24 protein-coding genes and 1 other RNA gene are annotated in these 26,293 nt (G+C 51.7%); 6 read left to right on the plus strand and 19 right to left on the minus strand.

Going from position 1 to position 26,293, the window contains the following annotated elements; genetic code table 11:
• Window positions 1-19: 19 nt before the first annotated feature.
• From B5E82_RS07820 to B5E82_RS07870, 11 genes are all read right to left on the minus strand, one after another.
• Window positions 20-301: a hypothetical protein gene (locus B5E82_RS07820; protein WP_087307006.1), complete on the minus strand. Its 282-nt coding sequence runs from the start codon at window positions 299-301 to the stop codon at window positions 20-22.
• A gap of 15 nt (window positions 302-316) precedes the next feature.
• Window positions 317-673 carry a hypothetical protein gene (locus tag B5E82_RS07825; protein ID WP_087307007.1) on the minus strand — a complete coding sequence of 119 codons (357 nt, stop codon included), beginning with the start codon at window positions 671-673 and terminating at the stop codon, window positions 317-319.
• A 271-nt stretch (window positions 674-944) separates the two neighbouring features.
• A complete protein-coding gene (locus tag B5E82_RS07830; RefSeq protein ID WP_087307008.1) occupies window positions 945-1,793 on the minus strand; it encodes a tyrosine-type recombinase/integrase in 849 nt (282 codons plus the stop codon).
• Between the two features lie 378 nt (window positions 1,794-2,171).
• Complete coding sequence (ilvA, locus tag B5E82_RS07835; protein ID WP_087307009.1) at window positions 2,172-3,383, minus strand: threonine ammonia-lyase; 1,212 nt, start codon at window positions 3,381-3,383, stop codon at window positions 2,172-2,174.
• A 15-nt stretch (window positions 3,384-3,398) separates the two neighbouring features.
• Window positions 3,399-4,331 (minus strand): signal recognition particle-docking protein FtsY, encoded by a 933-nt coding sequence (ftsY, locus tag B5E82_RS07840; protein WP_087307010.1) that lies wholly within the window; start codon window positions 4,329-4,331, stop codon window positions 3,399-3,401.
• Window positions 4,332-4,398: 67 nt separating this feature from the next.
• Window positions 4,399-7,959 carry a chromosome segregation protein SMC gene (smc, locus tag B5E82_RS07845; protein ID WP_087307011.1) on the minus strand — a complete coding sequence of 1,187 codons (3,561 nt, stop codon included), beginning with the start codon at window positions 7,957-7,959 and terminating at the stop codon, window positions 4,399-4,401.
• A gap of 10 nt (window positions 7,960-7,969) precedes the next feature.
• Window positions 7,970-8,653 (minus strand): ribonuclease III, encoded by a 684-nt coding sequence (gene rnc, locus B5E82_RS07850; protein WP_087307012.1) that lies wholly within the window; start codon window positions 8,651-8,653, stop codon window positions 7,970-7,972.
• A 101-nt stretch (window positions 8,654-8,754) separates the two neighbouring features.
• Entirely contained in the window at window positions 8,755-8,988 is a 234-nt protein-coding gene (gene acpP / locus B5E82_RS07855) for an acyl carrier protein (protein WP_087307013.1), read from the minus strand.
• 4 nt (window positions 8,989-8,992) lie between these two features.
• Entirely contained in the window at window positions 8,993-10,006 is a 1,014-nt protein-coding gene (plsX, locus tag B5E82_RS07860; RefSeq protein ID WP_087307014.1) for a phosphate acyltransferase PlsX, read from the minus strand.
• Window positions 10,007-10,282: 276 nt separating this feature from the next.
• Entirely contained in the window at window positions 10,283-12,481 is a 2,199-nt protein-coding gene (locus B5E82_RS07865; protein WP_087307015.1) for a M56 family metallopeptidase, read from the minus strand.
• 22 nt (window positions 12,482-12,503) lie between these two features.
• Window positions 12,504-12,875, minus strand: a complete 372-nt coding sequence (locus B5E82_RS07870; protein WP_087307016.1) for a BlaI/MecI/CopY family transcriptional regulator — start codon at window positions 12,873-12,875, stop codon at window positions 12,504-12,506.
• A gap of 273 nt (window positions 12,876-13,148) precedes the next feature.
• On the opposite strand from B5E82_RS07870, the gene B5E82_RS07875 reads away from it, so the two are divergent.
• From B5E82_RS07875 to B5E82_RS07885, 3 genes are all read left to right on the plus strand, one after another.
• Window positions 13,149-13,871: a hypothetical protein gene (locus B5E82_RS07875; RefSeq protein WP_140393101.1), complete on the plus strand. Its 723-nt coding sequence runs from the start codon at window positions 13,149-13,151 to the stop codon at window positions 13,869-13,871.
• A 152-nt stretch (window positions 13,872-14,023) separates the two neighbouring features.
• A complete protein-coding gene (locus tag B5E82_RS07880) occupies window positions 14,024-14,344 on the plus strand; it encodes a rhodanese-like domain-containing protein (RefSeq protein ID WP_087307018.1) in 321 nt (106 codons plus the stop codon).
• A gap of 3 nt (window positions 14,345-14,347) precedes the next feature.
• Window positions 14,348-16,039 carry an FAD-dependent oxidoreductase gene (locus tag B5E82_RS07885; RefSeq protein WP_087307019.1) on the plus strand — a complete coding sequence of 564 codons (1,692 nt, stop codon included), beginning with the start codon at window positions 14,348-14,350 and terminating at the stop codon, window positions 16,037-16,039.
• A 143-nt stretch (window positions 16,040-16,182) separates the two neighbouring features.
• Here B5E82_RS07885 and B5E82_RS07890 read toward each other — a convergent pair whose 3' ends face one another.
• The 7 genes from B5E82_RS07890 to B5E82_RS07920 all read right to left on the minus strand — a co-directional run bounded on the left by B5E82_RS07890 (window position 16,183) and on the right by B5E82_RS07920 (window position 21,818).
• Complete coding sequence (locus B5E82_RS07890) at window positions 16,183-16,842, minus strand: Crp/Fnr family transcriptional regulator (protein ID WP_087307020.1); 660 nt, start codon at window positions 16,840-16,842, stop codon at window positions 16,183-16,185.
• Window positions 16,843-16,852: 10 nt separating this feature from the next.
• Window positions 16,853-17,569, minus strand: coding sequence for an MBL fold metallo-hydrolase (locus tag B5E82_RS07895; RefSeq protein ID WP_087307021.1), 717 nt, complete (start codon window positions 17,567-17,569; stop codon window positions 16,853-16,855).
• A gap of 124 nt (window positions 17,570-17,693) precedes the next feature.
• Window positions 17,694-18,033, minus strand: a transfer-messenger RNA (tmRNA) gene (gene ssrA / locus B5E82_RS07900).
• A 260-nt stretch (window positions 18,034-18,293) separates the two neighbouring features.
• Entirely contained in the window at window positions 18,294-19,022 is a 729-nt protein-coding gene (locus tag B5E82_RS07905) for an ABC transporter permease (protein ID WP_087307022.1), read from the minus strand.
• A 4-nt stretch (window positions 19,023-19,026) separates the two neighbouring features.
• Window positions 19,027-19,785: an ABC transporter permease gene (locus tag B5E82_RS07910; RefSeq protein ID WP_087307023.1), complete on the minus strand. Its 759-nt coding sequence runs from the start codon at window positions 19,783-19,785 to the stop codon at window positions 19,027-19,029.
• A complete protein-coding gene (locus B5E82_RS07915) occupies window positions 19,785-20,699 on the minus strand; it encodes an ABC transporter ATP-binding protein (protein WP_087307097.1) in 915 nt (304 codons plus the stop codon). The genes B5E82_RS07910 and B5E82_RS07915 overlap by 1 nt, the downstream gene beginning before the upstream one ends.
• A gap of 267 nt (window positions 20,700-20,966) precedes the next feature.
• Complete coding sequence (locus tag B5E82_RS07920; protein ID WP_087307098.1) at window positions 20,967-21,818, minus strand: DUF368 domain-containing protein; 852 nt, start codon at window positions 21,816-21,818, stop codon at window positions 20,967-20,969.
• Window positions 21,819-22,072: 254 nt separating this feature from the next.
• Between B5E82_RS07920 and B5E82_RS07925 the strand changes: the two genes are divergently transcribed.
• Genes B5E82_RS07925 through B5E82_RS07935 form a run of 3 tightly spaced genes read left to right on the plus strand, consistent with a single transcriptional unit; the run spans window position 22,073 to window position 24,644 of the window.
• The gene (locus tag B5E82_RS07925) at window positions 22,073-23,941 is read left to right on the plus strand and encodes an OPT family oligopeptide transporter (protein ID WP_087307024.1); all 1,869 of its coding nucleotides are present in this window, start codon (window positions 22,073-22,075) and stop codon (window positions 23,939-23,941) included.
• A 2-nt stretch (window positions 23,942-23,943) separates the two neighbouring features.
• Window positions 23,944-24,297, plus strand: a complete 354-nt coding sequence (locus tag B5E82_RS07930) for a PqqD family protein (protein WP_087307025.1) — start codon at window positions 23,944-23,946, stop codon at window positions 24,295-24,297.
• Window positions 24,288-24,644, plus strand: coding sequence for a hypothetical protein (locus B5E82_RS07935; protein ID WP_087307026.1), 357 nt, complete (start codon window positions 24,288-24,290; stop codon window positions 24,642-24,644). The genes B5E82_RS07930 and B5E82_RS07935 overlap by 10 nt, the downstream gene beginning before the upstream one ends.
• Window positions 24,645-24,804: 160 nt before the next feature.
• Here the strand turns inward: B5E82_RS07935 and B5E82_RS07940 are convergent, their stop codons facing one another.
• The gene (locus B5E82_RS07940) at window positions 24,805-26,265 is read right to left on the minus strand and encodes an aminoacyl-histidine dipeptidase (protein ID WP_242966269.1); all 1,461 of its coding nucleotides are present in this window, start codon (window positions 26,263-26,265) and stop codon (window positions 24,805-24,807) included.
• Window positions 26,266-26,293 lie beyond the last annotated feature (28 nt).

Here is a 26,293-nt window from a genome sequence, read left to right on the forward strand (position 1 = left end):
TCCTGTTTTTTCTTTCACATCAGGAGTGAGTGAGCTCGGCTCCACATATTTCTACCACTGTAAATCCCTGCCTTTCCCGCTGAAGGGATTCCACCTCAGGCTGTTCTGCATCAATCGGCACATCCAGGGCCTTATATGCCATAAAAACCTGAATCACACTGTCCGGCTCCGGCGAAATCCTGAGTTCCTCCGGAACGCTGTTCACTTTCACATCCACCATAATCAAATTCCACGGGTTATCGGTCATCTGCGGAAGCCAGGAAAGAATCAGTTCATTGTACTCGGAAGGAATAAGTTCCATTTTTGAAAATGTTTCCTACAAAAAAGCCGCCGTCTCCTTACCTTCTACCACAAAGCCTTCCTGCGGATTTTCCGCCGGGATTCCGACTGCGGTATACTCACGAAACAGACAGGAATATTCCTGCCCGTCATCCAGATTTGTCATCGTTCCGTCCGGCCTGGCTATAATATTCCACTCCTTCCCGCAGGAAGGATAGGAACAGGATATTTCCCCGTCGTTTTCAGGCTGAACGCTGACCTCCAGAGCGTTTCGGGGATACAGGTAAATCATAGAACGCACCGTGTCTTTTTCCTGTTTCTTTTCCGCGCATCCAGCAGCCATCAGGAATAAAGCCGCCAGCAGATAAAACAGTTTCCCCTTCATCCTTCTCATTTGTGTGCTTATCCTCCTCACCCAAAACAACATAATCTATATCATGTTGTTGCCATAACTGCCGCATGAGGATGCCTGCGCGGAAAACCGGACAATGTTTACGACATCTTCCGTAGGATTCTTCACAGGTCTGTTTTCCCTGCCATTTTTTATTTTTCCTGCTTTAGCTGGAGCTGATTTTCTGAAAATCTCTGTCTTTCTGATTGTTTTCCCGGAAAGTCTGTGCTAAAATACATCCAAATTACTTTATGTATTTACAACATGATATAGATTATGTGGTATAGAGAATCAGCTGCATTCGTTCTATCATCCGGCGGTGCGTCCGCCCGCTCTCTTTCGTATAAATTCTCGTGGTATTGATGCTGCTGTGTCCCAGGATATCCGCCAGCTTCACAATATCCCTTTCCATCTGATAAAAGATTTTCGCAAATAAATGGCGCAGATTATGAGGAAACACTTTCTTCGGGTTTACTCCGGAATCTTTACACAGCTTCTTCATCTCCCGCCAGATATTGCTCCGATCAAGGGGCTTCCCGGTTCTCGTGATAAACAGCGGACCGGCAGAGATATTCCTTTCTTTTCCGTACTGCCGCAGAGCCCTGCACAGCGCTTCCGGCAGAAATACCTGCCTCTGCTTTCCTTTGCACCGTACCTCAGCCCTTCCCCTTTTTACGGCCTGAACTGTAATATACGGCAGCTCGGAAACACGGATTCCTGTAGCCCCGAGCGTCTGAAGGAGCATTTCCATCCGCCGGTCCCTTTTCCTACGCGCTTCCCGCAGCAGTTTTTCATATTCTTTTTTGGTCAGCTCGCGCTCCTCCCTTTCATAGATTTCTTCCTGAATTCTGAAAAAGCGGACGCGGAGCTCCTGCCAGTTCATCCAGGAAAAGAAATGATTCAAAGAGGCCAGCATGGAATTGACGCTCCTGGGCCGGTAGTTTTGGCTCAGATATTCTTTCCATCGGAGAACGCTCTCCTTGCCCGGAAAAGAATTACCGGTAAATTGGCAGAACGCTTTCACATCGCGGAAATATTTCTGGATTGTGTAAGGACTTTTCTCTTCTTCGTAAAGTCCGGTGATATATTGCGACAGGTGTGTCTGGGTGATTTCATAAGACATAAAAAAGCCTCCGTTTCTATCATGATAATTGTCTACCATTATAGTATGGGAAGCCTTTTTAAAAACTATAATCTTATTCCGCCTGATTCGTTTTGCTCAGCCAAGCCGTTCCATCCGGGAGAAGCGGAAACGCTTCTCCCGGATGAAGAGCTGCGCCCTATAAAAAGAGAGAACAACGTGCCTCTGCATACAAGTATGCCCGGCCCGTTATCCTCTCTTTTTGCACGGCTTCTCATTTTTCGTGAAAGGCAAAACCAGCCCCGAGGACCTGGAGGCCCCCGGGGCTGCGCTGGCGCGCTCATCAGCAGGAAACAGGGGCCGGGGAAATACAAGCATTTCCCCGGCCCCTGTTTCCTGCTGATTCGTTTTGCCTTTCCGTCACATCATTATCTTCACGAGTCTTGGCCGGAAGCCGCCTTCTTCCAGGCGTTTTACAATCCGGTTCTTGTGCTCTGTTCCAAAGGCCTCTATCGTGATACGGAGCTCCACGCCTTCCTGGCGGTTTGTGCTGACGAACTGGTTGTGGTCCAGTTTGATGACGTTGCCCTGCTCTTCAGCGATGAGCTGAGCCACCTGCACCAGCTGGCCCGGTTTGTCGGGAAGAATGGTGGATACGGTAAAGATACGGTCTCTCTGAATCAGGCCGAACTGCACGACGGAGGACATGGTGATGATGTCCATGTTGCCGCCGCTCAAGATAGAGACAATCTTTTTATTCTTCACGTTCATGTGCCGCAGGGCTGCGACAGTCAGAAGGCCGGAATTTTCCACAACCATCTTGTGATTTTCCACTACATCCAGAAAGGCTACGATCAGCTCGTCATCGGTGACTGTGATAATATCGTCCAGATTTTTCTGAATATAGGGGAAAATCTTTTCTCCCGGCGTCTTGACGGCTGTACCGTCTGCAATGGTGTTGACAGAGGGAAGCGTCGTCACTTTTTTATTCTTCAGGGATACCTGCATACAGTTGGCGCCTGCAGGCTCTACGCCGATTACTTTGATATTGGGATTCAGCATTTTGGCCAGGGTGGAGACTCCGGTACAGAGTCCGCCTCCGCCGATGGGGACGAGAATGTAATCTACGAGAGGAAGCTCCTTTACGATCTCCATGGCAATGGTTCCCTGTCCGGTGGCCACCGCCAGATCATCGAAAGGATGGATAAAAGTGTAACCATGTTCCTCGGCCAGTCTGTACGCATGCTCACAGGCTTCATCGTAGACGTTGCCGTAAAGTACCACCTCAGCGCCGTAGCTCTTGGTGCGCTCTACTTTCATCAGGGGCGTCGTCGTCGGCATGACGATGACTGCTTTTGCGCCGTAAGCCTTCGCCGCGTAGGCCACGCCCTGGGCATGGTTTCCGGCAGAAGCCGTAATCAGTCCCTTTGCCCGCTCTTCATCGGTCAGCGTGCTGATCTTATAATAGGCGCCGCGAATCTTGTAGGCTCCAGTCACCTGCATGTTCTCCGGCTTCAGATAGACCTTGTTTCCTGTCTGCTCGCTGAAATACTGGCTGTACAAAAGCTTTGTCTCTATGGCAACCTTTTTTACTACCTCAGAAGCTTCTTCAAATTTCTCTAATGTAAGCATGCTCTCGTCTCTCCTTTACTTCTCCTGGTGAAATAACGCGTTTACAAACTCATCTGCATCGAACTTCTGCAGATCTTCAATGCTTTCTCCCACGCCGATGTATTTTACCGGAATGCCAAGCTCTGACTCAATAGCCACGGCGATGCCGCCCTTGGCTGTCCCGTCCAGCTTTGTCAGAATAATGCCCGTGATGTCCACAACCTCTTTGAACTGACGGGCCTGCTCCAGCGCGTTCTGTCCTGTGGTTCCGTCCAGCACTACCAGAGTCTCCCGGAAAGCCTCCGGATACTCTCTGTCAATGATCCGGTTGATTTTGCGAAGCTCCTCCATCAGGTTCTTCTTGTTATGAAGACGCCCGGCGGTGTCGCAGAGCAGCACGTCCGCATGGCGTGCCTTCGCCGCGCAGACCGCATCGTAGACCACGGAAGCCGGGTCCGCTCCCTCGCAGCCGCTGATGATATCGACTCCGGCGCGGTTTGCCCACTCGGTCAGCTGTTCGCCCGCCGCCGCACGGAAGGTATCTGCCGCCGCAAGGATGACCTTCTTGCCCTGATCTTTGAGCTTTCCGGCCAGCTTTCCCACGGATGTGGTCTTTCCCACGCCGTTGACTCCGATCACCAGGACCACGGATTTCTCCTGCTCAAACCGGTAAGCCACCTCGCCCACCTGCATCTGATCCTTGATGCTTCTAATCAAAAGCTCTTTGCACTCGGAAGGATCTTTGATCTTCTGTTCCTTTACCTTCTGCTTCAGATCCTCCAGAATCGCATTGGTGGCATTGATGCCGATATCCCCCATAATGAGGATTTCTTCGATTTCTTCATAGAAATCATCGTCGATAGCTGAATATCCGCTGAAAATGTTGTCGATTCCGGCCGCAATATTCGCCCGTGTCTTGGCCAGGCCCGACACAAGGCGGCTGAAAAAGCCTTTCTTTTCTTCCGGCATGTTCCTGTTCCCCCTGTCATATTCCGCCCGGCAGATTCAAAAACCGTTTTTTTTCTGCCAAAGCTGCTTATTCATCCAGCTCCTCTTCTATCAGGTTTACGGAAACGAGAGCAGACACGCCCTTTTCCTGCATGGTGATTCCATACAGCCTGTCGGCGGCCTCCATCGTTCCTTTCCTATGTGTAATAATAATAAACTGCGTATTATTTGTCAACTTGTGCAGGTATTTCGCAAAGCGTCCCACGTTGGAATCATCCAGGGCAGCCTCAATCTCGTCCAGCAGACAGAAGGGCGACGGCTTCAGATTCTGAATGGCAAACAGAAGCGAGATCGCGGTCAGCGCCTTTTCTCCTCCGGAGAGCTGCATCATGTTCTGCAGCTTTTTGCCGGGCGGCTGAGCGATAATCCGCACGCCGGCCTCCAGAATATCTCCCTCTTCGTCCAGCTCCAGGGTTCCTTTTCCACCTCCGAACAGCTCCCGGAACGCTTTGTCAAACTCCACGCGTATCTTTGCAAACTGTTCCTCAAACTGGCGGCGCATACCTGTATCCAGTTCTTTGATAATATCCAGCAGCGTCTCCTCCGCCTTCACCAGATCGTTTCTCTGATTGTTCATAAAGGTGTAGCGCTCGGAAATATTCTTGTAATCCTCGATGGCATTCACATTGACGTCTCCGAGCCTGCGGATCTCATCCTTCAGAGCCGCGATCTGCTTTTTCAGCCCAGCCGGATCGGTGTATTCCTCATCCCGCAGAGGCAGGGCCATATTATAGGTAAGTTCATACTCCTCCCACATATAGGCCGCCTGAGAATCGGAAGCTTCCTCCAGTTTTTCTCTCTGGCTGTTCAGACGGAAGACCTCCCGATCCAGCAGATTCTTCTGCTCAGAAAGCTCCTCCCTCCGGGAGAAAAACTCTTTCTGTCCGGACAGGAGCGCATCCCGCCTTCCGGACAGCTCCGCTGTCTTCTTCTCCAGCTCCGCGCTTCTGGCTGTGAGCTGCTCAATCTGGCCGGTCAGGGCCAGAATTCCTTCTTCTTTCGCCTTTACATCCTTATTTCCTTCCAGAACTCCCGCCTTCAGGTCCTCTTCCTCCAGACGGAGGCGATCCAGTTCCCGGTCGATACGGGCCACATTTTCTCCGGCAAACTCTGCCTTCTGGGTCAAGCTTGCCACTTCCAGATGTACCTCTTCTGCTTCCCGGATACAGTCTGCTTCTTTCCTTTTCAGCTCTTCCAGTTCTGTCTGCGCTTCCGAAATCCGTGCTTCATTTGTCTTTTCCTGCTGCTCTGACTCCGTAAGCTCTTCCGCGATAGCCTCCCGGCTCTTCTGAATATCCCGGAACTGCTCTTCCAGTTGATTTAATTCTGTCTGAAGTCCCTCATAGCCCTCTTCAATCTCTTTCAGCCGCTTTTCCGCCTGATCCGCGTTCAGCTTGGCTGTATTCTGGAGCAGGAACTGCTCCTGCAGACGGGTATTCAGGTCTTCTGCTTCCTTCCGGCAGACGCGCCGCCTTTCCTTCAGATCCTCGATCCGCTCCCGGGCTTCTTTCAGATCCTGATCCAGACGGCGTACATTTTCTTCCAGCTCTTCCAGCTCCCGGCGCCGTCCCAGAAGATTGCTGGAATTCCGGAACGCTCCTCCCGTCATGGAACCGCCGGGACTCAGGTATTCGCCTTCCAGCGTGACGATATGAAGAGAATGTCCGTATTTCCGGGCAATCCGTATGGCGTCGTCGATCCCTTCCGCCACAAGCACCCGGCCCAGCAGATAGTTTACGATTCCCGCGTATTTTTCATCAGACTCCACAAGAGAACTGGCAAGACCTATCGCGCCTTTCTCTCCCAGGGCCTCTTTTTTCGGAAAATTATCCCTGTTTCCCACGCTGGTCAGCGGCAGGAAGGTGGCGCGGCCAAAACGGTTCTGTTTCAGGAACGCGATCATTTCCTTGGCCGTCTCTTCTCTGTCTGTTACAATGTTCTGGATGTTTCCGCCCAGAGCCGTCTCCACCGCAGTCTCGTATTTCTGATCTACCCGGATCAAATCCGCTACCACGCCGAGGATACCCGGCTTCCGGCTCTTCTGCTCCATGACTTTTTTGATACTGCTTCCATAACCGTCATAGCGTTCTGCCATGTTTCGCAGGGATTCCAGTCTTGAGGATTCCCGGTGGTAAGCGCTCTGTCCCACTTCCAGTTCCTCATTCAATTTCCCCAGCTGCCTGCGGAAGCCCTCTGCTTCCTCTTCCTTTTCCTTCTGGGAGACAGTCAGCTCCAGAATCCGGGAACTGACCTCCATCAGCTCCTTCTGATACTTTTCAAAGGATGCCCGCTGGGTCTCCTCGCTGGTTCTGGCCTCCAGAAGCTTCTGAGTCAGCTCTGATTTTCGCAGCTGGGCCTGTTCCTGCATGGCATCATAACGCTGCAGCCGTCCCTTGGTGGACGCCCGCTCGTTCAGCAGACTGATGATCTCATTTTTACTCTGCTCCGCCGTCTGGTTCAGCCCGTCAATCTGGGCGCGCAGCTCTCTCAGCTTTTCACCCGCCGCCCTTGAGACAGAAGATACCTCTTTCAGCTGGGCGTCCAGCTGCTTCTGCTCTTCCGTAAAGCGTTTTCTGGTCTCTCTCCGCTCCAGAATATCATCTCCGATGGCAGAAAGCCGGTCCTGCTTCTGCTCCTCCCCGGAGCGGACAGATTTGATCTGTTCTTTTAAAAGCTCAATCTGGTTTTCCATCTGCTGGCGGCTCAGATCATTCTGAGACGCGGCTTCCTTCGCGGCGTCCAGGCTGGTATTCAGCTCCTCCAGCTCTTCCTCAATTCTGGAATGCTCTTTCTTGATTTTCTCATACTCCAGATTCGTCTCGTCCAGATTCGTCTGCGCCGTCTCCGCCTTCGAAACCAGCTCAGACAGCTGTTTCTGCAGACGGTCTGTCTCCAGAAGAAACATATTCACATCATAGATCTTTAATGTCTCTTTTTTCTTCAGATACAGCTTTGCCGTCTCCGACTGTTTTTCCAGAGGCCCCAGCTGCTTTTCCAGCTCCGCCAGAATATCGTTGATACGCAGAATATTCTGCTTCTCATCCTCCAGCTTTTTCTGGGCTGTATTCTTTCTCCTCTTAAACTTTACGATACCGGTGGCCTCGTCAAACAGCTCTCTGGATTCCTCCGGCCTGCTGCTCAAGATCCGGTCAATCTGTCCCTGGCCGATGATGGAATAGCCTTCTTTTCCGATACCGGTATCATAGAACAGCTCATTGACATCTTTCAGACGGCAGACTGTTCCGTTGATGAGATACTCGCTCTCACCGGAGCGGTACAGACGCCGGGATACCGTTACCTCTTCATAATCTATGGCCAGCTGATGGTCCGAATTGTCCAGGGTAATCGCCACGTAGGCATAGCTTAAGGGCCGGCGGTTCTCTGTTCCCGCAAAAATGACATCCTGCATGCTGCCGCCGCGCAGCTGCTTGACTCTCTGTTCTCCCAGCACCCAGCGCACCGCGTCGGCCACGTTGCTCTTTCCGCTTCCGTTCGGCCCTACGATTCCCGTAATTCCATTGTGAAATTCAAATACAATTTTATTTGCAAAGGACTTAAAGCCCTGTACTTCAATGCTTTTTAAATACATGTCTCACGACCTATCTGTCTTTTTGTCTCTTTAAAATGGCACGGTAAGCAGCCTCCTGCTCCGCCGCCTTCTTGGTCCGGCCGCTGCCTGTCCCAAGAATATCGTTTCCCAGGGAAACCGTGACCGTAAAACGCTTGTTGTGATCCGGCCCCTCTTCTTTGATCAGCTCATAGCGCAGAGGCTCTTCTGTCTCGCTCTGAATCTGCTCCTGAAGGATAGTCTTGCTATCGAAAAAGAGTTTTTTATGTTCAATGTCATTTAAAATGAAATGATGAACAAATTCTTTCGCATTAGCAAAACCACCGTCCAGATAAATGGCTCCAAGCAAAGCTTCCATGGCATCCGAGGTAATGGAGTCCCGCTCCCTTCCTCCGGTCAGTTCCTCGCCCTTTCCCAGGCGCAGCCAGGTTCCAAGTCCCAGATCCCGCGCGCAGAGCGCCAGCGTCTGCTCACAGACGATGCTTGCCCTGGTCCGGGTGGCTTCTCCCTCCGGCATCTCCGGGTAATTCAGATACAAATATTCGCTTGTGGCCAGCTCCAGAACCGCGTCGCCCAGGAATTCCAGCCTCTCATTATTCAAAAGCCTGTCCATGTGGCGCTCATTGGCGTATGAGCTGTGGCAGAGGGCCTGCTCCAGAAGCCTTCTGTCATGAAAATGATACCCCAGCTTTTCTTCCAGTTCTTCCAGTTTCATATCGTTTCTCCCAATGAATTTGACAAAAGGCTGCCGGAAATATAGAATCAGGACTTCCTTTCATCTACATTTACAGCAGCCCCTGGTTTTCGTAAAACAGCTTAGTTATTAAGCGCGTTCTTGATCTCTTCTACCGCGTCGCCTACAGACACGATCTTCTCTGCTTCTTCCTGATCGATCTCAATGTCGAACTCTTCCTCGATTCCCATGATAATCTGGAATACGTCCAGAGAATCTGCTCCCAGATCATCCACAAAGGTGGTCTCCATTGTAATTTCATTCTCATCCACATTCAGGACGTCCGCAATAATTCCTTTTAATTTTTCAAATTCCATTGTCTTATCCTTCCTCTCTTAAAATATTCTCTCTGATTTTATCATTAATCCGCTGCTCCTTAAATGTGACGCACTGGATAATGGAATTCTTTACTTCCTTTGCCTTGGAGCTTCCATGGGTCTTCACTACCAGGCCGTTCAGGCCCAGAAGCGGAGCTCCGCCGTACTCCGAAGCGTCAAAGGACTTCACTGTCTGCTTCAGGGCCGGTTTCACGAGAAGGGCTCCTATCTTGCTGCGCAGAGAGCTCATCATTCCTTCTTTGATCTTGCTGATCAGCACGGCTCCCACGCCTTCATAAAGCTTGAGAATCACATTGCCCACAAAGGCTTCGCAGACTATCACATCCGCCTGCCCGTGGGGAATCTCCCTGGCTTCGATGCTTCCGATAAAATTAATATCTGTGCACGCCTTCAGAAGCGGAAAGGTCTCTTTCACAAGAGCATTTCCCTTTTCCTCCTCCGCGCCGATATTGACAATCGCCACCCTGGGATTCTTCACTCCCATGACATGTTCCATATAAATGGAACCCATCTTTGCGAACTGCACCAGATGAGAAGGTCTGGCGTCCACATTCGCGCCGCAGTCCACCAAAAGGGAAACTCCTTTTTCTGTGGGAATCAGCGGTGCGAGAGGCGGTCTTTCCACTCCTTTGATACGGCCTACCAGCAGCTGTCCTCCTACCAGCACGGCTCCTGAACTGCCAGCAGATACAAAAGCGTCTGCCGTTCCATCCTTTACAAGCTTCATCCCGACTACGATGGAAGAATCCTTCTTTTTCCGGATTGCAGCCACCGGCGGCTCTGCCGTCTCGATGACCTCCGTCGCGTTCACCACTTCGATCTGAGGCTCTCTATAAGAATAAGCCTTTAACTTTTCCCGAATCAGTTCTTCCTTTCCTACAAGAAATACCTTGATGTCTTCCCGTAAACCGACGGCCTCCATGGCTCCCTTGATAATCTCATCAGGAGCATTGTCGCCGCCCATTGCATCCAGCGCAACCTTAATCATTTCCTGCATGATCTCTTCCTCCTGGTCTTCCTGCCGGGACAGGCAGAATTCCCCACCCGGCCAGGTCCTTTATCATAATACTAGATATTAATTGAGAAAGCAACCGTATTTTTGCAAAAAATAGATCCGTCCCGGGGAGTCAAATACCCCGCCGCAGGCAGCCGGTTGGATGCCCCGCTGCCCGCGGAAATAAAAAGAAGGCGGCTGTACACCCCCGCATACAGCTGCCTTCCTTTTCCAGCCATTTTTCTATCTTCGCTTCTCCGTCTTTTCCCGGTAATTTTTCTACTGTGATTCCAGTCTTCTGTCCAGTCTCTGAACGGCATCTTCACTCAGCAGATATGTTACATCTGAATACTGGCTGTGGGTCAGCGTGTTTCCCAGAGCCAGATAATGATTCAGGCAGCGTTCACAGGCATCATCCCCCAGATAATAGAGCAGATCCTGCAGTACGTCAAACGGAAAGTCTTCCTTATCCGTCTCCTGTACCAGTTCTACTGCCGTGTCCTCTTCCATATATGGCAGAAGTTCCACAATAGTTCTTCCGGAAAGAGCCGGGTGCTCTCCGTCTTTCACAGCCTGCACCAGGATGTCTCCCGCTTCCTTCTCATCTGCGTAGAGAAATACCTCCTCCAGCTCCAGTCCGGTAAAAGTCTGGCCCTGAACGAGAAGAGCCTGAAATGCCCCTCCTGCCACATCCTTGTCCAGACTGCTCAGGGCAGACAGAAACTCTTCCTTTCCGGCCATGCCGGCTCGAATATTCTCAACCAGCCGGCCCGCATCTTCGTCCTCCTCCGTATGATACACAGCCGAAAGTTTCCCTGAATTCAGGCCTTTCAGCGAAATATCCAGCTTTTCCAGCTTTGTCTCCCGCCCGGTCATCTTAATAACATTCCGTCCGGGCTCCAGCGTCAGAGAAATGTCCTGTTCTGTTCCATCTTCCGTCAGAGTCCTTACAGCTCCGTCCGGATTTGTATAGACCAGCTTAAACTCCCCGGAAAGAAGTTTCCAGGAAGAACGGACCGTAATTTCCACCGGTTCCTCCGCCTGCGCGATCAGGATAGAATCAGAGCCGCAGAAGGCAAAGCTCTCCGCCTGAATCTCCCGGCTGCCGCCCTCTCCTCCGCCGCTGTAAAAATATGCCCGCCATACTCCATCCACATCTTTACCCGCGAGAAGCTCTTCGTCATCATAGACGCGCCAGGCATCCTCGGAAGGGCTGATGTCGAAGGAAGCGTTCATTATTTCATTTCTCCAGCCGCCTCCGATTCCGTCTATCAGGCTGGACAGGAAGCCTCCAGAGTCCTCCCCTCCCTCTTCCGAGGCACCGCCACTCACGGAAGAATCTTCTGAGGGCACGTTATCCGTCTGCCTATAAGCAGAGGGCGTACAGGCTGCCAGAACCGCCGCGGCTGCAAAGAGAAGAACAGACAGAAAGATGACCGCTGTTCCCCGCTTCCGGAAAACCAGAATTCCCCGCAGACGCTCCTTCAGATTTTCCCGCCCCTCCAGAAGAGTGGCTGAGAGAACGCTTCTGCGCAGCTTTATCTGTCTCTCCGCCGTATCCAGCAAAATATTTCCATAACTCTGCCGCTCCTGCTCTGTCAAGGGCGCAATCACTGCTTCATCGCAGGAAAGCTCGCAGTCTCTGTCCATCAGCTTTCCCAGAAGCAGCAGCGCCGGATTAAACCAGTGTACGCAGAGAATCAGCTGAAGCAGCCATTTATACCACAGATCATGACGTTTTAAATGGATAAACTCATGCCGCAAGATCAGCTCTGCCTCTTCCGGCGCCAGCTCCTCCCGGGGCAGAACAATAAAAGGACGGCGGACCCCGATCAGCACAGGGCTTGCCACAAGAGGGCTTTCATATATCCAGAGCCATTTCCGGACATGAAGCTTTTCTGCCATCTCTCCCGCCAGGTGCTGGATCTTGTCATCCTCGACACGCGCACAATCCGCTTTTACATAATTCACGAAATTCCGGTAATTACTGATTCTGACTGCCAGGGACAGCAACGCTCCAAAAAGCCAGATCAGAAACAGCCACCGGTAAACTGTCCAGCTCTGTTCTTCTGTCTGTACTGTGGGAACTGCACTCTCCATCTGGCTGGAAGAGCTGTTCTGTACATTCTTCCCTGCCGCTGTATCTGCTTCTGTATCTGACGCTGTATCCGCTTCTGTATCTGCTTTTGCATCTGCCGCGTCAGCTCCCGCTCCTTCTGTCTCTCCGGCAGCATTCCCTGTCTCTTCTATGCCTGCCGTCTGCGTCTGCGCCGGACTAAAGACCGCCGGAGCCGGAAAAATTCCCATATCCACATGCACAGGCAGAATCAGCCGGAGAAGCACAATCAGCCAGAGATAATAATGCCACCGGAAGGAAAACACTTTCCCGGTAAGCGGCCGGAACAGGCAGAACAAAAGACCCAGCGCTGTTCCCGAAAGAGTCAGAAACAGAAGTTCCAAAATAATCTGACGTTCCATAGAATCCTCCCCTCCCTGCTTTTCAGAACCGGCTGTTAAAAAAGTCCCTGAGTTCTTCGATATCCTTTTCCGTCAGGCTGTCATCTGACATCAGAGCCGCCGCCATATTTCCGGCATTCCCCTTAAAAAACTTATTCACAAAATTTCTGGTTTCTTCCTTTACATAGGCTTTCCGCTCCACGCAGGGCCGGTAATAGTAAACCTCCCGCTTCTCCTGCTCCAGCATTCCTTTTTTCACCAGCCGCTGAATCAGCGTCAGCACTGTGGTCCGTTCCCATTTTTTGTTCTTTTCAAGGAGCCCCCGTATTTCCGTGGTATTCAAAGGCTTTCCCGACGCCCAGAGCACTTCCAGAATCTCAAGCTCTGCGTCGGAAACCGATGTTTTTTTCTCCATGCTGTTTCACCTCCATTATGGTGACTACCTTTGTAGACATATATAGTCTACATCTGTAGTCTCAAAATGTCAAGGGTTTTTCTCCCTGAATTGACAACAGCAGAACATTCCTGTACACTCTACCTGAAACAGTAAATTTACGGAAAGGAAAATGGTATGAAAATCTTCCAGAAAAATCATGGGAAAAAAACATTTATTTTCCTTCTCATTTTTCTTCTGCTCATTACGTTCTTTTCCATATATAAACTTTTTATTTACATGACGCCTGAGCGCATGGCATCTTTCCCCGGCTCCGCGCAAAGTGAGGAAACTTGTGAATCTGAAATTCCAGACTGCCAGGTCTGCTATCTCCTGAACCTGGACGGCATGAAGGGCCTCGGCCATTCTGCTCTTCTGCTGATTGATGAGACTGGCGCGGGCCAGCTTTTCAGCTACAATGGGATGCAGTACGGTCTGCTTCCATGCCTGCTTGGAAAAGAGGGAATCGGAAAAATGAAAGTAATTTCCATGACCCCGGAAGAAACGGCTGTGTTTCTAGAGACAGGCGAACCGCCCGCCTCCGCCTTTTCTACGAATGAATTTGATGAATGCCGTGATTTTGACCGTATTCTTTACCGGTATATCACAAGAAATGAATTTGATACCATTCTGTCGGGTACGAAAGGCTATATCGCTGCAGGAGAGGAGTTCGAAAAACTGTATGCCGCACTTCACGCTCCCGGAAACAGCGAAAGCGGCCGCCTTTCTGCGGAAAGTTCTATGGAAGCCTTTCTCTCTCAGGAACAGCTTCCCAAATACCAGATCTATACACATAACTGCGATACAGCCGCCCGCAGGCTGATCGCGCTCATTGACCCGGAAGCGGCCGCCTTCAATGATACAGAAGCCGGTCTCTTCCCCAAAAGCAATTACAAACGCATGTGCCGTTCTCTCAGCGAAGCCTGGGGCTTCGGCCCTCTGGGGAAAGACACCTGGCTGGAGAAACTGCTGCAATAGCGGCGGTTTCTCCGGCTATTTCGTCACAACGGTGACTTTGTCACAGAAAAAAGAATTTCCCCGCTGTAGAATACAGATATCCGGCGGGGAAAAGCCCGAAACTTGGATTCCCGCCGTCTTACAAATCATTATACCAAATGGAGGACAGACCTATGGGACTCTTTGATTTTCTGAAAATGCCCGATATCAATGAAGAACTGGAAAAATATAAGGCCACGCCCGGCGCTGTTCTGCTGGATGTGCGCACTGACGAAGAATACGCCGAGGGGAGAATTCCCGGAAGCAAAAACATTGCCCTGCACGAACTGAATCAGATAAAATCCGCTGTTCCAAATCCCGGCACCCCGCTGTTCGTCTACTGCTTCAGCGGCGCCAGAAGCCGGCAGGCCGTATCTGGCCTGAAGCACATGGGCTACACCCATGTGACCGATCTGGGAGGCATCAACCGCTATCACGGAAGAATGGAGAGGTAAGCTATGAAGGTTGTAATTGTCGGAGGAGTGGCGGGAGGCGCCACTGCGGCTGCCCGCATCCGGCGGCTTGATGAATCTGCGCAGATACTTGTATTCGAACGGTCCGGCTATGTGTCCTACGCAAACTGCGGACTGCCCTATTACATCGGCGGCGTTATCACAGCCTCGGAAGAACTGACCCTCCAGACGCCGGAAAGCTTCTGGGAACGGTTTCGTGTGGAAATGAAGGTGCGCCACGAGGTCACCGCCATCTACCCGGAGCAGAAGACCGTCACCGTGCGGAATCTGGAAACCGGAGCTGTGTTTGAGGAAAGCTACGATAAGCTCCTCCTCTCTCCCGGAGCCAGACCCACACAGCCGGATCTGCCCGGAATCGGACTGGACAGGCTTTTCACCCTGCGCACCGTGGAAGACACCTTCCGCATTCACGATTTCGTCCGGCAGCAGAAGCCCCGCTCCGTCGTTCTGGCCGGCGGCGGCTTTATCGGACTGGAGCTGGCTGAAAACTTCAAAGAACAGGGCATGGAAGTCACGATCGTGCAGCGGCCCCGCCAGCTGATGAGTCCTTTTGATCCGGAAATGGCTGCTTTTCTGCATGCCAAAATGCGTAAAAAAGGCATCCGCCTGATGCTTGGATCTTCTGTGGAGGGCTTTCAGGAAAAATCCGGAACCATTCAGGTGCTTTTAAAAGGGGAAGAGCCCGTAAGCGCCGACATGGCAGTCCTGGCTATCGGCGTTACGCCGGATACGCCGCTTGCCCAGAAGGCCGGACTGGAACTTGGCATAAAAGGAAGTATCCTGGTCAACGACCGCATGGAGACCTCTGTGCCTGATATCTATGCCGTAGGAGACGCCGTGCAGGTAAAGCATTTCGTGACCGGAGAGGATGCGCTCATCTCTCTTGCCGGGCCTGCAAACAAACAGGGCCGCATCGCCGCCGACAATATCTGCGGAGGGGACAGCCGTTTCTCAGGTTCCCTGGGCTCCTCCGTCATTAAGCTTTTTGACATGACAGCTGCCTGCACCGGTATCAATGAACGCGCGGCCAGAAAAGCCGGTATCGACTGCGACAAGGTATATCTTTCTCCCTCCAGCCATGCCGGCTATTATCCCGGCGCCAGAGTCATGACCATGAAGGTTCTGTTTGAGAAAGGAACCTTCCGTCTTCTGGGCGCGCAGATCGTGGGATATGAGGGCGTCGATAAACGCATCGACGTGCTGGCAGCCGCCATACACGCGGGAATGTCCGCTGCGGATCTGAAAGAACTGGATCTGGCCTACGCGCCTCCCTATTCTTCTGCCAAAGATCCCGTCAATATGGCAGGCTTCATGATTGAAAATATTTCCAAAGGCTATTTAAAGCAGTTTTTCTGGGATGAGCTTGATACGCTTCCCATGGACGGAAGCGCTGTCCTTCTGGATACGCGGACGAAAGAAGAATTTGGCAGCGGCCATATCGACGGCTTTGTCAACATTCCGGTGGATGAGCTCCGGGAACGTCTGGGAGAGCTGGAGACGGGAAAACCGGTCTATGTCATCTGCCAGAGCGGACTGCGCAGCTATATCGCCTGCCGGATTCTCATGCAGCACGGCTTTGACTGCCGGAATTTCTCAGGCGGCTACCGCCTGTACCAGACTGTAAAGCTGGAGCAGGCTGCCGCAGATCAGGCGCTGCCCTGCGGAAAAGAACCCTAAATCACAAACTGTAAAATCCCGGAAAGCGGACTTTCGTCCTCTTCCCGGGATTCTCTTTTTCTCAATTCTCTTTTTCTCCGCACGCCGCACTTTCTTCTCGCACAAGAAATTTTTCGTTTCACTATCCACGGCTTATCTGCGTTCTATTCTCCGCACAGCTTCCGCAGGCGGACAGCGTCCGTCACTTCCACGACTCCCCGCGACAGCTTTACCATCTGTTCACTCTGAAAATAACGCAGCATCCTCGTCACTACCTCCCGGGCCGTGCCAAGATGGTTTCCGATGGCCTCATGGGTGATTTTAAGAGAGCTGCTTTCTTCCAGCAGGGTCTCATTCAGCAGAAATTCCGCCAGTCGCCTGTCAAAGCTCTTCCACATAATCTGCTCCAGCAGCCACATCACTTCGGAAAAACGGCCCGCCATCAGCTGGCTCGTATAGTTCGCCACGACCGCCGACTGTTCCTGAAGCGCTTTATAGATTCTGGCCGGAACCACAAACAGACTGGAATCCTTTTCCGCCTCTATCGTAACCTCAAACTGGATATTCTGCATGACACAAGAAGCAGAAAGCAGGCAGAGATCCCGCTCAAACAGACGGTAAATCGTAATCTCCCGCCCTTCCTCAGACACAATATAGGCCCGCAGCTGGCCGGAGGCCACCAAAAAAAGTCCCTGACAGTCTTCCGCGCCGCCATGGAGCAGCGTTCCCTTTTTCACCTGCCTTAACACCACGCTGCCCAAAAGCAGTTCCCGCTCTTCCGGCGTCAGCTTATTCCATATCGGAAAATATTCCGCAAAATCCATAGGTATCCTCCTACTGTATAAACGTCTCCCCACGCCTGCTGATTTTCACGATCCGATTCCGGGCCGGGCTGTCCGGATGCTCCACAAGCCAGCGCCCAATAATCCCGTAATCATCCCAGCAATGCATCGGATAGATTTTCTCTGCTCCGCTTTTGGCTTCTCCATAATCCGCAAGCAGCAGAAAATAATCCAGTCCAAGGGCATAATTCGCTTCCTGTCTCGGGTCAAGAGGAATAAAAGCCGCATCCATACGCCGCCCTCTAAGCGGCTCGATATACCTGCGGAATTTCTCCGCCATGGCCCTGTTCCAGTCATCCGGCTCCCCGTCCCAGCGCCAGTCATTCAGATCTCCTGCATGATACAGCATACATCCATCCGCCTGTACCAGAAACGCCACCCCCTCGTCTGTGGAACGGAGCGTCTGCACAGTGATTTCACCCTGCTTCCACTCCTCTCCCGCCTTCAGGTGCACCGTCTGATCCTGCAGACTTTCCGGTACCCTGCTCTTCCATATATCATGGGACAGGATATAAAAAACATCTTCCCTTCCTTCTGCCAGCCGAAAAACTTCCGGATTAAAATGATCCGGATGGCGGTGGCTTGCAAAGACATAAAGCATCTTACCTTCCGGGAGTCTCGGAATCTCCCCCTGATAATAGTCAAACAGCAGAATAATATGGTCCAGTTCTGCCAGAAAACCGCTGTGTGCAATATAAGTAATTTTCATTGCTTATTCCTCACCCTCAGCCAACAAAGGTACTCGTTCCCCGCTAACCAAGGTCTTTCCTTATCCCTAAAAGCATCTCTCATACATTTAAGAAAAAAACCGCAGTGAATTTCTTCTCTGCGGTTTATGGACCTGAGGGGAATCGAACCCCTGTCCGAAAGCCTGTTCCCTGTTCTTCTACTATCATAGTCAGTTATTTGACATTCCCTCCGCTGCCCGGGAACGGACACCCTGACAGCTTCAGTAGCTTCATCATACGCCCATGCGCGCAAAGCTTAACGCATGTCGTTTCCTGCATCGTCGATGCCGGACTCTTAAGGTGCAGGTGCCCTAAGGCCGACAGCTGCCATTAGGCAGCGTATGCTAAATTATCTTCAGCGTTTATATTTAGGTTTGCGATTTGACGCATCGCCTGCGGATAGCTTCACCAGCTGCGAGACCCCCGTCGAAACCAGTACAAGCCCTGGTATACTGCCCTGCGGGCATCTGTGAGTAATAGTATACCGCCGATGCAGCCGTTTTGCAAGCGGTTTTTCACAAGGAATTCCTTCCTTTTTCATCCGCAGCCTTCCGCCTTCATCCGGCCCCGGCTTTTGGATTCCCTGAGGAACCCTTGGAGAGCGTCGGCACTTGGCTTCCCGGGCCGCTTTTTGGCCCGGGAAGCCTTAGTGCCGTTACGCTTGACAGGAGCGCAAGCGAGTTCCGAAGGGAATCCAAAAGCCGGCTACGCATGCACATCCCGCTTCCTCAGCCATAATATCCCCACTCCGGTAAACACCACAAAGAACACCAGCGTACTGATACCAAACCCCAGAGAGCTGGACACCATATCCTCGGTCTTGTTGGCATTCATGCCCATCAGCATCAGCGAATAGGGCCAGAACAGTCCCAGGCCGCCGTTACTGGCCAGAAGTCCTGCCACGCTTCCCAGAAGCGCCAGCGCGATGGGCACTGCAAAGCTCCGAATTATCATGGAAAGCAAAAGCTGCAGTGACGTGATTGCCAGAGCCCCAAGGCTTCCCCGCAGAAGCCATACCAGAATCTGCAGGTCCGGCATACCAGGCAGGCCCACCGCCTTACCCGCTATGAGAAAGAGCACCCACATCCAGATCTGCAGAAATACCGTACAGCGGACAGCCAGAAGCAGTTTGGACAAAAAGACGTCCGCCGCAGAGACCGGCATCGTCATCAGATGGTTCCAGTTATAGTTTAAATGTTCCACTCTCCAGATATAGGAACAGTAAAGCGCGATCAGCGGCGCATAAAAGAAATTGGCGTAAAACAGGGAATGCTGAGTCCACAGGGAATACCATTCCGATTTCAGCAGTCCCAGATTGTTCATATAGTTGGCCGCCCCCATCACCGTGGGAAGCAGGGGAATTACCAGAAAAGCCACCCAGAGATGAGAATGGCGCAGTTTCTTCTGTTCCGTCCTTACACAGGCAAAAAGCATGGCTTCAGATCTCCTTTCTCACAAACAGATATTTGCTGACCAGGTATCCTCCGATCAAAACGGCCAGAACCAGACACAGGGCCGCCCAGTTCGGTTCCACATTGTAGTAGGTTACGATTCTGGTCTCCTCATCCCAGGTATTTCCGATAAAATGCAGAAGCGAATAATGGCCCCACACAAAAATCCACCGGAAAAGGTTTGTATCAGAAAAGAACCAGGAAAAAAGCCCGATAAAGGAACCAAAGATTCCAGCCGCCAGCGGAATAATCTGATTCTCAAACCAGAAGGACAGCATCATCTGAAGCAGATAGAGCACCAGACTCACCGGCACATTCTGAATCGCAAAATACAGGACATGGCGGAGCTGTATCGGATTGCCGAAGCCATAGGCCAGACCGCCCAGATACAGAAGCGCCAGCTCTGCCGCCACATAAAGAACCAGATACAGGCCGCCTGTCAGAACCTTCATGTCAAAAAGCCGCCCCTTCTTTTCCATCGTACAGATCAGCTTCAGCGTGTTTCCCTTGATTTCCATATCACAGATCCGGCTCGCCATCATGGCAATCATGGTCGGCAGCAGAATCGTGTTGATCATGGACAGATTGGCAAAGACCCAGCGGTATCCGTCTATCAGGTCTTCCGGATCCGCGTCGGAAAGTACCCAGGCGCACCAGAGCCCTGTAAATCCAAGAAATGCCAGAAGCAGCATACCCACTTTCCTGCGGCGCAGCTTCATCCACTCCGTTTTCCATTCCCGCAGCATCACAGGCTCTCCCTCCTTCCCGTCAGACTCAGGAAGATGTCCTCCAGACTCTTCTGACGCTCTTCTATCCGGTAGAGGCCAGCCCCTCCCTCTGCCAGCGCAGATACCAGGGCCGCCGTCCGGTCATCGGAAAAGCCGGGAATCAGAATGCCTTCCTCTGTCACCCTGCCTTCTACTCCATTGTTTTCCAGTATTTTAAGAGTTACCGTCCGGTTCATGACCCGCAAAAGCAGCTTGCTCTTGCTGTGCTCATGGAGGGCGTCCAGCTTATCCTGAAAAATCAGCTGGCCGTGATTGATGATTCCCACATAGTCCGCCATCTGATCCATCTCGCTCAGGAGATGGCTGGAAACCAGGACCGTGATCCCCATGCGTTTCGGCAGTTCACAGATCAGCTCCCGGATCTCCTGGATTCCCGCCGGATCCAGGCCGTTTGTGGGTTCGTCCAGGATCAGAAGCTCCGGCCTTCCTATCAGGGCGGCCGCCAGTCCCAGCCTCTGCTTCATACCCAGGGAATACTCCCGGGCCTTTTTGTTCTGCTGCCGTTCTATCCGCACCAGCTTCAGAACCTGATCCACTTCCTTTTCCGGCGCGTTTTTCAGCGTCCGTACAATCTCCAGGTTTTCCCGTCCGGTCAGGTGTCCGTAATAGGACGGCGATTCGATCAGGGACCCTGTCTCCCGCAGGATCTCCAGGCGGTTTTTCTGGTTCATTTCCTTTCCGGCAATCTCCGCCTTTCCGCTGCTGGCCTTGATCAATCCCAGCAGCATCTTTAAGGTCGTGCTCTTTCCTGCCCCGTTCGGTCCCATAAACCCATAAACACAGCCTTTCGGGACCTTCAGATCCACATTCCTTACCACCTGCTTATTTCCATAGCTCTTGCATAAGCCTTTTGTTTCCACAATATATTTCATGTCCGGCTCCTCCTCGTTTTGATAAGAGAAGTATAGCGTCCCCGGCTTACAGGCCCATGAAGCCAGCCTTACGTTTACCTTAAATCTTTCGAGCGCATAAAAATGCCCTCCTTCGCTGAAATACTCTGCCCATTGGGCATTTCTTCCAGCAAAGGAAGACATCTATCAAGTGTTACTGTTTCCTATCATAATGCTTTTTCCGGATTTGTCAACCGGATTTTCCAGGCGCCGGCGTACAAACGACGATACATCCCTGGCACATCAGAGCTAAGCCTCCGGCACCTCTACGCGGCTGTTGAACTTATCAAGCAGAAGCGCAAATACAACACCCACCGCCAGGCAGACCACGTTAATCAGAGCCTGCTGCGCAGAAGCCGCAAAGCTGGAAAACGGAACGATCATAACCGTAGCCGCGATTACGATGCCGATGATTCCATGGAAAGCCAGGGAATAGTGATGTGTGAACAGCGCGTTGATTGCCTTGGCCAGAATAATCACAGTAAGCAGCGCTCCGATTCCGCCGGGAATCAGAACAGAGAAATCCAGATGGCCGATCCCATCGATAAACGGGGTGTAAAGGCCCAGCGGCATCAGCAGCGTGGAAAAGCTCATGCCCGGAGCAATGACACTTAAGGCAAGGCAGAAACCACAGAACAGATACCAGAAAAAATTCGGCTCAATGGTTACAGAGGCCACGTTCAGCGCATTCAGAATTACAAAAATCACAATCATGCACACAATCAGAGAGATAAAAGACCCCTTGCTTCTTCCCTGCTCTCCTGCCTCACGAAACAGAGAAGGCAGCATACCCGCAATCAGGCCGATAAACAGGCATACGGACGGGTCCGGATATTTTTCCAGAAAGAAAGCCAGCAGATTGGCAATTCCCAGGAAACCGATGATACCTCCGATAAAAACAGGGATCAGCTTCGGAACATGGGTTTTAAAATTGGCAAAGGGATGGGAGATCAGCTCCATAATCGGCTTATAGACACCGAAGATTACGCCCAGCACTCCGCCGGAGATTCCGGGAAGCACAGCGCCCAGGCCAATCAGCGCCCCCTGAAAAATTCGAAAAATGAACTGTGCCGGACTAAGTCCGGTTGACTTCTGATTCATAAAATCCTCCTTCATAAATACAGCATCCGCCTGCCAGGAAGCAGATGCTTTCGTTATCCAAGATTCGCGTCTTATCTTAGCACAATCTTCCTGCAAAGTCCAGCCCCTGCTTCTCCCCGTCCCAGACCGCGCCGGGATCTGCTGTTTTTTCACATATTTCTTCATTTTCTTCTTCCTTTTGCTTTCCAAAAATGATATAATTTCCTTTGCCGTGTCAAAAATTTTCGGAAAAAATAAAAGAAAGGAAAAATTTTATGGACAAGAATTCAAATTTCAAACCGTATATCCCGGCAGACAAAATCGTACCGGAATTTACGGTGACCTCTGTTCTCATAGGTCTGATTCTTGCGGTTGTATTCGGCGCTGCGAATGCTTATCTGGGACTGATTGTCGGCATGACAGTCTCCGCTTCCATTCCGGCGGCCGTTATCTCTATGGGTATCATCCGTGTGATTCTCCGCAGGGATTCCATTCTTGAGAACAACATGGTCCAGACCATCGGCTCAGCCGGTGAATCACTCGCAGCAGGAGCTATTTTTACGCTTCCTGCACTGTTCTTATGGGCTGAGGAAGGAAAAATCGAGTTTCCGAGCATTCTCACGATTTTCCTTATCGCCTTATTCGGAGGCGTTCTCGGCGTATGTTTCATGGTTCCGCTCCGTCAGGCGCTGATTGTGGAAGAGCACGGAACTCTCCCCTTCCCGGAAGGAACCGCCTGCGCTGAAGTTCTGCTGGCCGGAGAAGAAGGCGGCTCAAAGGCCGGAACCGTATTTAAGGGCCTGGGACTTGCCGCTTTTTACAAGCTCGTGGCTGACGGACTGAAACTGTTCCCCAGCGAAATCGGCTATGCGTTCAAAAGCTACGCCGGTTCCCAGATCGGAATTCAGGTGCTGCCGTCCCTGGCGGGAGTAGGTTTCATCTGCGGACCCAAGATCGCCAGCTACATGTTTGCCGGCGGTACTTTAAGCTGGTTTGTGCTGATGCCGCTGATCGCGCTGTTCGGCGGAGACGCTGTCATCTTCCCGGGAACCAAGCCCATCTCTTCGCTGGCACCCGGCGATCTGTGGGGCAGCTATATTAAGTACATCGGCGCCGGAGCCGTGGCGGCCGGTGGAATGATCAGCCTGATCAAGACTTTCCCGCTGATTATCCGCACCTTTAAACAGGCAATGGCCAGCATGTCCAGGAAGCATTCCAACAGTTCTCTCCGTACGGAGCGGGATCTGCCGATGCCGCTTCTGCTTGGAACCATTGTGGTAATCGCAATCCTGATCTGGATTATTCCCACCTTCCCGGTGAGCCCCATCGGAGCGCTGATCGTTGTAATTTTCGGCTTCTTCTTTGCCTCTGTCTCCTCCCGTATGGTAGGACTCATCGGCTCCTCCAATAACCCGGTATCCGGTATGGCTATCGCTACGCTTATCATCGCCACACTGGTGCTGAAGGCTACCGGCACTGTCGGAACCACAGGTATGGTGGGAGCAGTAGCCATCGGAGGCATCATCTGTATCGTAGCTGCTATCGCCGGAGACACTTCTCAGGATTTGAAATCCGGCTTTATCGTAGGCGCTACCCCGATTAAACAGCAGATCGGCGAGCTTCTCGGAGTCGTGGTATCCGCTCTCTCCGTAGGCTTTGTTCTTTATCTTCTGAATGAAGCATGGGGATACGGAACCGAGGACCTTCCGGCGGCCCAGGCTACAATGATGAAGATGCTGGTAGAAGGCATTATGAACGCGGAGCTTCCGTGGGGACTGATTCTGACCGGCGTATTTATCGCCATCGCAGTAGAAATCCTGAAGGTTCCGGTGATGCCCTTCGCAGTAGGAATGTATCTTCCCTTCAGCTTAAGCGCAGGCATTATGGCCGGCGGCGCTGTCCGCTTTATCGTGGAGCGTATCAAGGGCACAGATAAAGAAAAGAAGGAGCGCACAGACCGGGGCGTTCTCTTTACTTCCGGCCTGATCGCGGGAGAAGGAATCGTAGGTATCCTGCTGGCGGTTCTGACTGTTTTCGAAGTAAACATCGCCCTTGACTTCTCTCTGCCGCAGATTCTCAGTCTTGTCATCTTCATAGGGCTTCTGCTCATACTGTTCCGGCAGTGTATGAAAAAGGATAAATAAAAATGAAAGCGAAGAACCAGGGAAATTATCTGGATTTTATACCGGTAAAAAACCCGGAAATCGAATATCAGACAGGCGATGACGGAACTGTGACCCTTTTCATCGAATGGAAAGGCTTCTACCACCGCATCGCGCAGAAATTTTTCCACCGGCCCAGAGTCAGTGATATCAGGCTGGATGACTACGGCAGCTTTGTCTGGCTGTCCATCGATGACAGCAAAGACGTGCATCAGATTTCCAAAGAACTGAATGCCAGATTTCCGAACATGGAAAAATCACTCTCCAGGCTTATCAAATTTCTGGAGATTCTTCGAGATAACCATCTAATCCGATGGAAAGGAGAAAAATGGAACTGATACTTCATTATATCCCGTATGTTCTTCTGTTCGCGGCAGCCACAGCTCTCATCTACGGATGGGGACTGTGGCGGTCCATGCGGCAGAATCAGGATTTGTCCAATCTGCTCTCCTCCAAAGGAGTGTCTAAGATCCGGAAGACCCTGCGTAAAAAAGGTCCCCTGTCCCGCGCCGAACTGGAGCCTGCGGTAAAAAATCTGACCGCAAAGCTCCCCTTCACCAGCGAACAGATTACAGTGACAGATCCAAAAGCTTTTCTGAATTCCATTCTTCCCTATATGGTGAAGCAAAAGCTCATTACAGAAGAAAAGGAAAACGGAAAGATACTTTACCGGTACCGTAAATAGAAAAAGGATGCCCCAAAACCAGGAACCATTCACAGTTCCAGAACATGGGCATCCTTTTTTATCTGCATGACTGAGCTAAGGCGGCGTACCGAAACAATACGTCTCTGATACACCGCCCTTCCACTCTGTGAAAAAATCTGTGAACTGCAAAATGCAGGAATTACTCTGCCAGTCTTCTCAGCACATCCTTCAGCAGCTTATAAAATCTCTCAAAAGAATCAAGCGGAAGGTTCTCTTCCGGCGTATGGACATGATTCAGCGTCGGTCCCACTGCGATCGCGTCCAGTCCGGGCAGGGCGTCGGAGAAAAGTCCGCATTCCAGTCCGGCATGAATCGCTTCCATCTTCATTTCTTCGCCGAACAGTTCCTTATAACTCTCCTTGAATACTTCCCGTATTCTGGAATCCTCTTTGTAACTCCAGCCCGGATACTCTCCGCTGTAAGAGCAGGCAAAACCGAAGGTCTCCGCCAGAAGTCCCAGACGCGCTTTCATCTCCTCCTGAAGGGAAGCCACGGAGGAACGCGGGGAGAAGGTAATCGCCAGACGCTCCTCTTCCGCCCGTACCACGCCCATATTGACAGATGTAACTACAAAGCCATCCATGTGCATGTTGCGGCTCTGAACGCCATTGGGAGCCAGATACATGGCGGTCACGTAAGCCCTGGCGTCTTCAGCCGGGATGGCTGCAGCGCTCTTTCCCTCTTCTTTTTCTACCTTGCACACGAAATTCTCCTCATAAGGAGTAATCTCTGCTGCCAGCGTATCTGCCAGCGCGCGCGCCAGCTCCTCTGCCTTTCCTGCCTCTTCCGGATTTGCGTAAATCATGGAGGCGCGGCACTCTCTCGGAATGGCGTTGTCCTTATTTCCGCCTGTGAAATCCACCAGCTTTCCGTCTGTGTTCTTCATCAGCTGCCAGATCACTCTTGCCATAAGGCGGTTCGCATTCTGCCGCTCCTTATCGATATCCATGCCGGAGTGTCCGCCCTTCAGTCCGGTAATCCCGAGCTGAATCAGCGTTCCCTCTGCCGCTTCTCTTTTTACCGGCCTTGTACACTCAATCCGCAGGCCGCCCGCGCAGCTTACCGTTCCGATGCCTTCCTCTTCGGAGTCCATATTGATCATCGTGCGGGCCTTGATCAGAGACTTGTCCAGAGCCACAGCCCCGTTTAATCCTACCTCTTCTTCTGTGGTAAAGACACACTCCACCGGAGGATGGATAAGCTCCTCATCGTCCAGGACCATCAGCATCAGAGCCACAGCTACGCCGTTATCAGCTCCCAGCGTCGTTCCATTCGCAGTAAGCACGCCATCCTTCACGACCAGCTTCAGCCCGTCCTTTGTAAAATCATGCTCCACGCCAGCCAGCTTCTCACACACCATATCAAGATGCCCCTGCAGCATCACAGGCTCCCGATCCTCTGCTCCCGGGCTTCCGGCCTTTTTGATAATCACATTCCACGCCTCATCCTGACGCACCCAGAGGCCTCTCTCCTTTGCAAAAGCCACAAGATAATCGCTGATTCCCTTCTCGTTGCCTGAGCCTCTCGGAATCGCGCTGATCTCCTCAAAAAAATGAAATAATTTTTCAGGCTGATAGCCTGTAATCTGGTACTCCATCATACTGTCTTTCCTTTCTGCAAGCATTTTC

It is taken from the genome of Lachnoclostridium sp. An138 (assembly GCF_002160765.1).
Lineage (GTDB): Bacteria > Bacillota > Clostridia > Lachnospirales > Lachnospiraceae > Laedolimicola > Laedolimicola faecalis.

Excerpts from the sequence above, each read along its gene's own strand:
- B5E82_RS07820 (WP_087307006.1), bottom strand. The coding sequence starts at position 301 with ATGGAACTTATTCCTTCCGAGTACAATGAACTGATTCTTTCCTGGCTT.
- B5E82_RS07825 (WP_087307007.1), bottom strand. The coding sequence starts at position 673 with ATGAGAAGGATGAAGGGGAAACTGTTTTATCTGCTGGCGGCTTTATTC.
- B5E82_RS07830 (WP_087307008.1), bottom strand. The coding sequence starts at position 1,793 with ATGTCTTATGAAATCACCCAGACACACCTGTCGCAATATATCACCGGA.
- ilvA (WP_087307009.1), bottom strand. The coding sequence starts at position 3,383 with ATGCTTACATTAGAGAAATTTGAAGAAGCTTCTGAGGTAGTAAAAAAG.
- ftsY (WP_087307010.1), bottom strand. The coding sequence starts at position 4,331 with ATGCCGGAAGAAAAGAAAGGCTTTTTCAGCCGCCTTGTGTCGGGCCTG.
- smc (WP_087307011.1), bottom strand. The coding sequence starts at position 7,959 with ATGTATTTAAAAAGCATTGAAGTACAGGGCTTTAAGTCCTTTGCAAAT.
- rnc (WP_087307012.1), bottom strand. The coding sequence starts at position 8,653 with ATGAAACTGGAAGAACTGGAAGAAAAGCTGGGGTATCATTTTCATGAC.
- acpP (WP_087307013.1), bottom strand. The coding sequence starts at position 8,988 with ATGGAATTTGAAAAATTAAAAGGAATTATTGCGGACGTCCTGAATGTG.
- plsX (WP_087307014.1), bottom strand. The coding sequence starts at position 10,006 with ATGCAGGAAATGATTAAGGTTGCGCTGGATGCAATGGGCGGCGACAAT.
- B5E82_RS07865 (WP_087307015.1), bottom strand. The coding sequence starts at position 12,481 with ATGGAACGTCAGATTATTTTGGAACTTCTGTTTCTGACTCTTTCGGGA.
- B5E82_RS07870 (WP_087307016.1), bottom strand. The coding sequence starts at position 12,875 with ATGGAGAAAAAAACATCGGTTTCCGACGCAGAGCTTGAGATTCTGGAA.
- B5E82_RS07875 (WP_140393101.1), top strand. The coding sequence starts at position 13,149 with ATGGCATCTTTCCCCGGCTCCGCGCAAAGTGAGGAAACTTGTGAATCT.
- B5E82_RS07880 (WP_087307018.1), top strand. The coding sequence starts at position 14,024 with ATGGGACTCTTTGATTTTCTGAAAATGCCCGATATCAATGAAGAACTG.
- B5E82_RS07885 (WP_087307019.1), top strand. The coding sequence starts at position 14,348 with ATGAAGGTTGTAATTGTCGGAGGAGTGGCGGGAGGCGCCACTGCGGCT.
- B5E82_RS07890 (WP_087307020.1), bottom strand. The coding sequence starts at position 16,842 with ATGGATTTTGCGGAATATTTTCCGATATGGAATAAGCTGACGCCGGAA.
- B5E82_RS07895 (WP_087307021.1), bottom strand. The coding sequence starts at position 17,569 with ATGAAAATTACTTATATTGCACACAGCGGTTTTCTGGCAGAACTGGAC.
- B5E82_RS07905 (WP_087307022.1), bottom strand. The coding sequence starts at position 19,022 with ATGCTTTTTGCCTGTGTAAGGACGGAACAGAAGAAACTGCGCCATTCT.
- B5E82_RS07910 (WP_087307023.1), bottom strand. The coding sequence starts at position 19,785 with ATGCTGCGGGAATGGAAAACGGAGTGGATGAAGCTGCGCCGCAGGAAA.
- B5E82_RS07915 (WP_087307097.1), bottom strand. The coding sequence starts at position 20,699 with ATGAAATATATTGTGGAAACAAAAGGCTTATGCAAGAGCTATGGAAAT.
- B5E82_RS07920 (WP_087307098.1), bottom strand. The coding sequence starts at position 21,818 with ATGAATCAGAAGTCAACCGGACTTAGTCCGGCACAGTTCATTTTTCGA.
- B5E82_RS07925 (WP_087307024.1), top strand. The coding sequence starts at position 22,073 with ATGGACAAGAATTCAAATTTCAAACCGTATATCCCGGCAGACAAAATC.
- B5E82_RS07930 (WP_087307025.1), top strand. The coding sequence starts at position 23,944 with ATGAAAGCGAAGAACCAGGGAAATTATCTGGATTTTATACCGGTAAAA.
- B5E82_RS07935 (WP_087307026.1), top strand. The coding sequence starts at position 24,288 with ATGGAACTGATACTTCATTATATCCCGTATGTTCTTCTGTTCGCGGCA.
- B5E82_RS07940 (WP_242966269.1), bottom strand. The coding sequence starts at position 26,265 with ATGATGGAGTACCAGATTACAGGCTATCAGCCTGAAAAATTATTTCAT.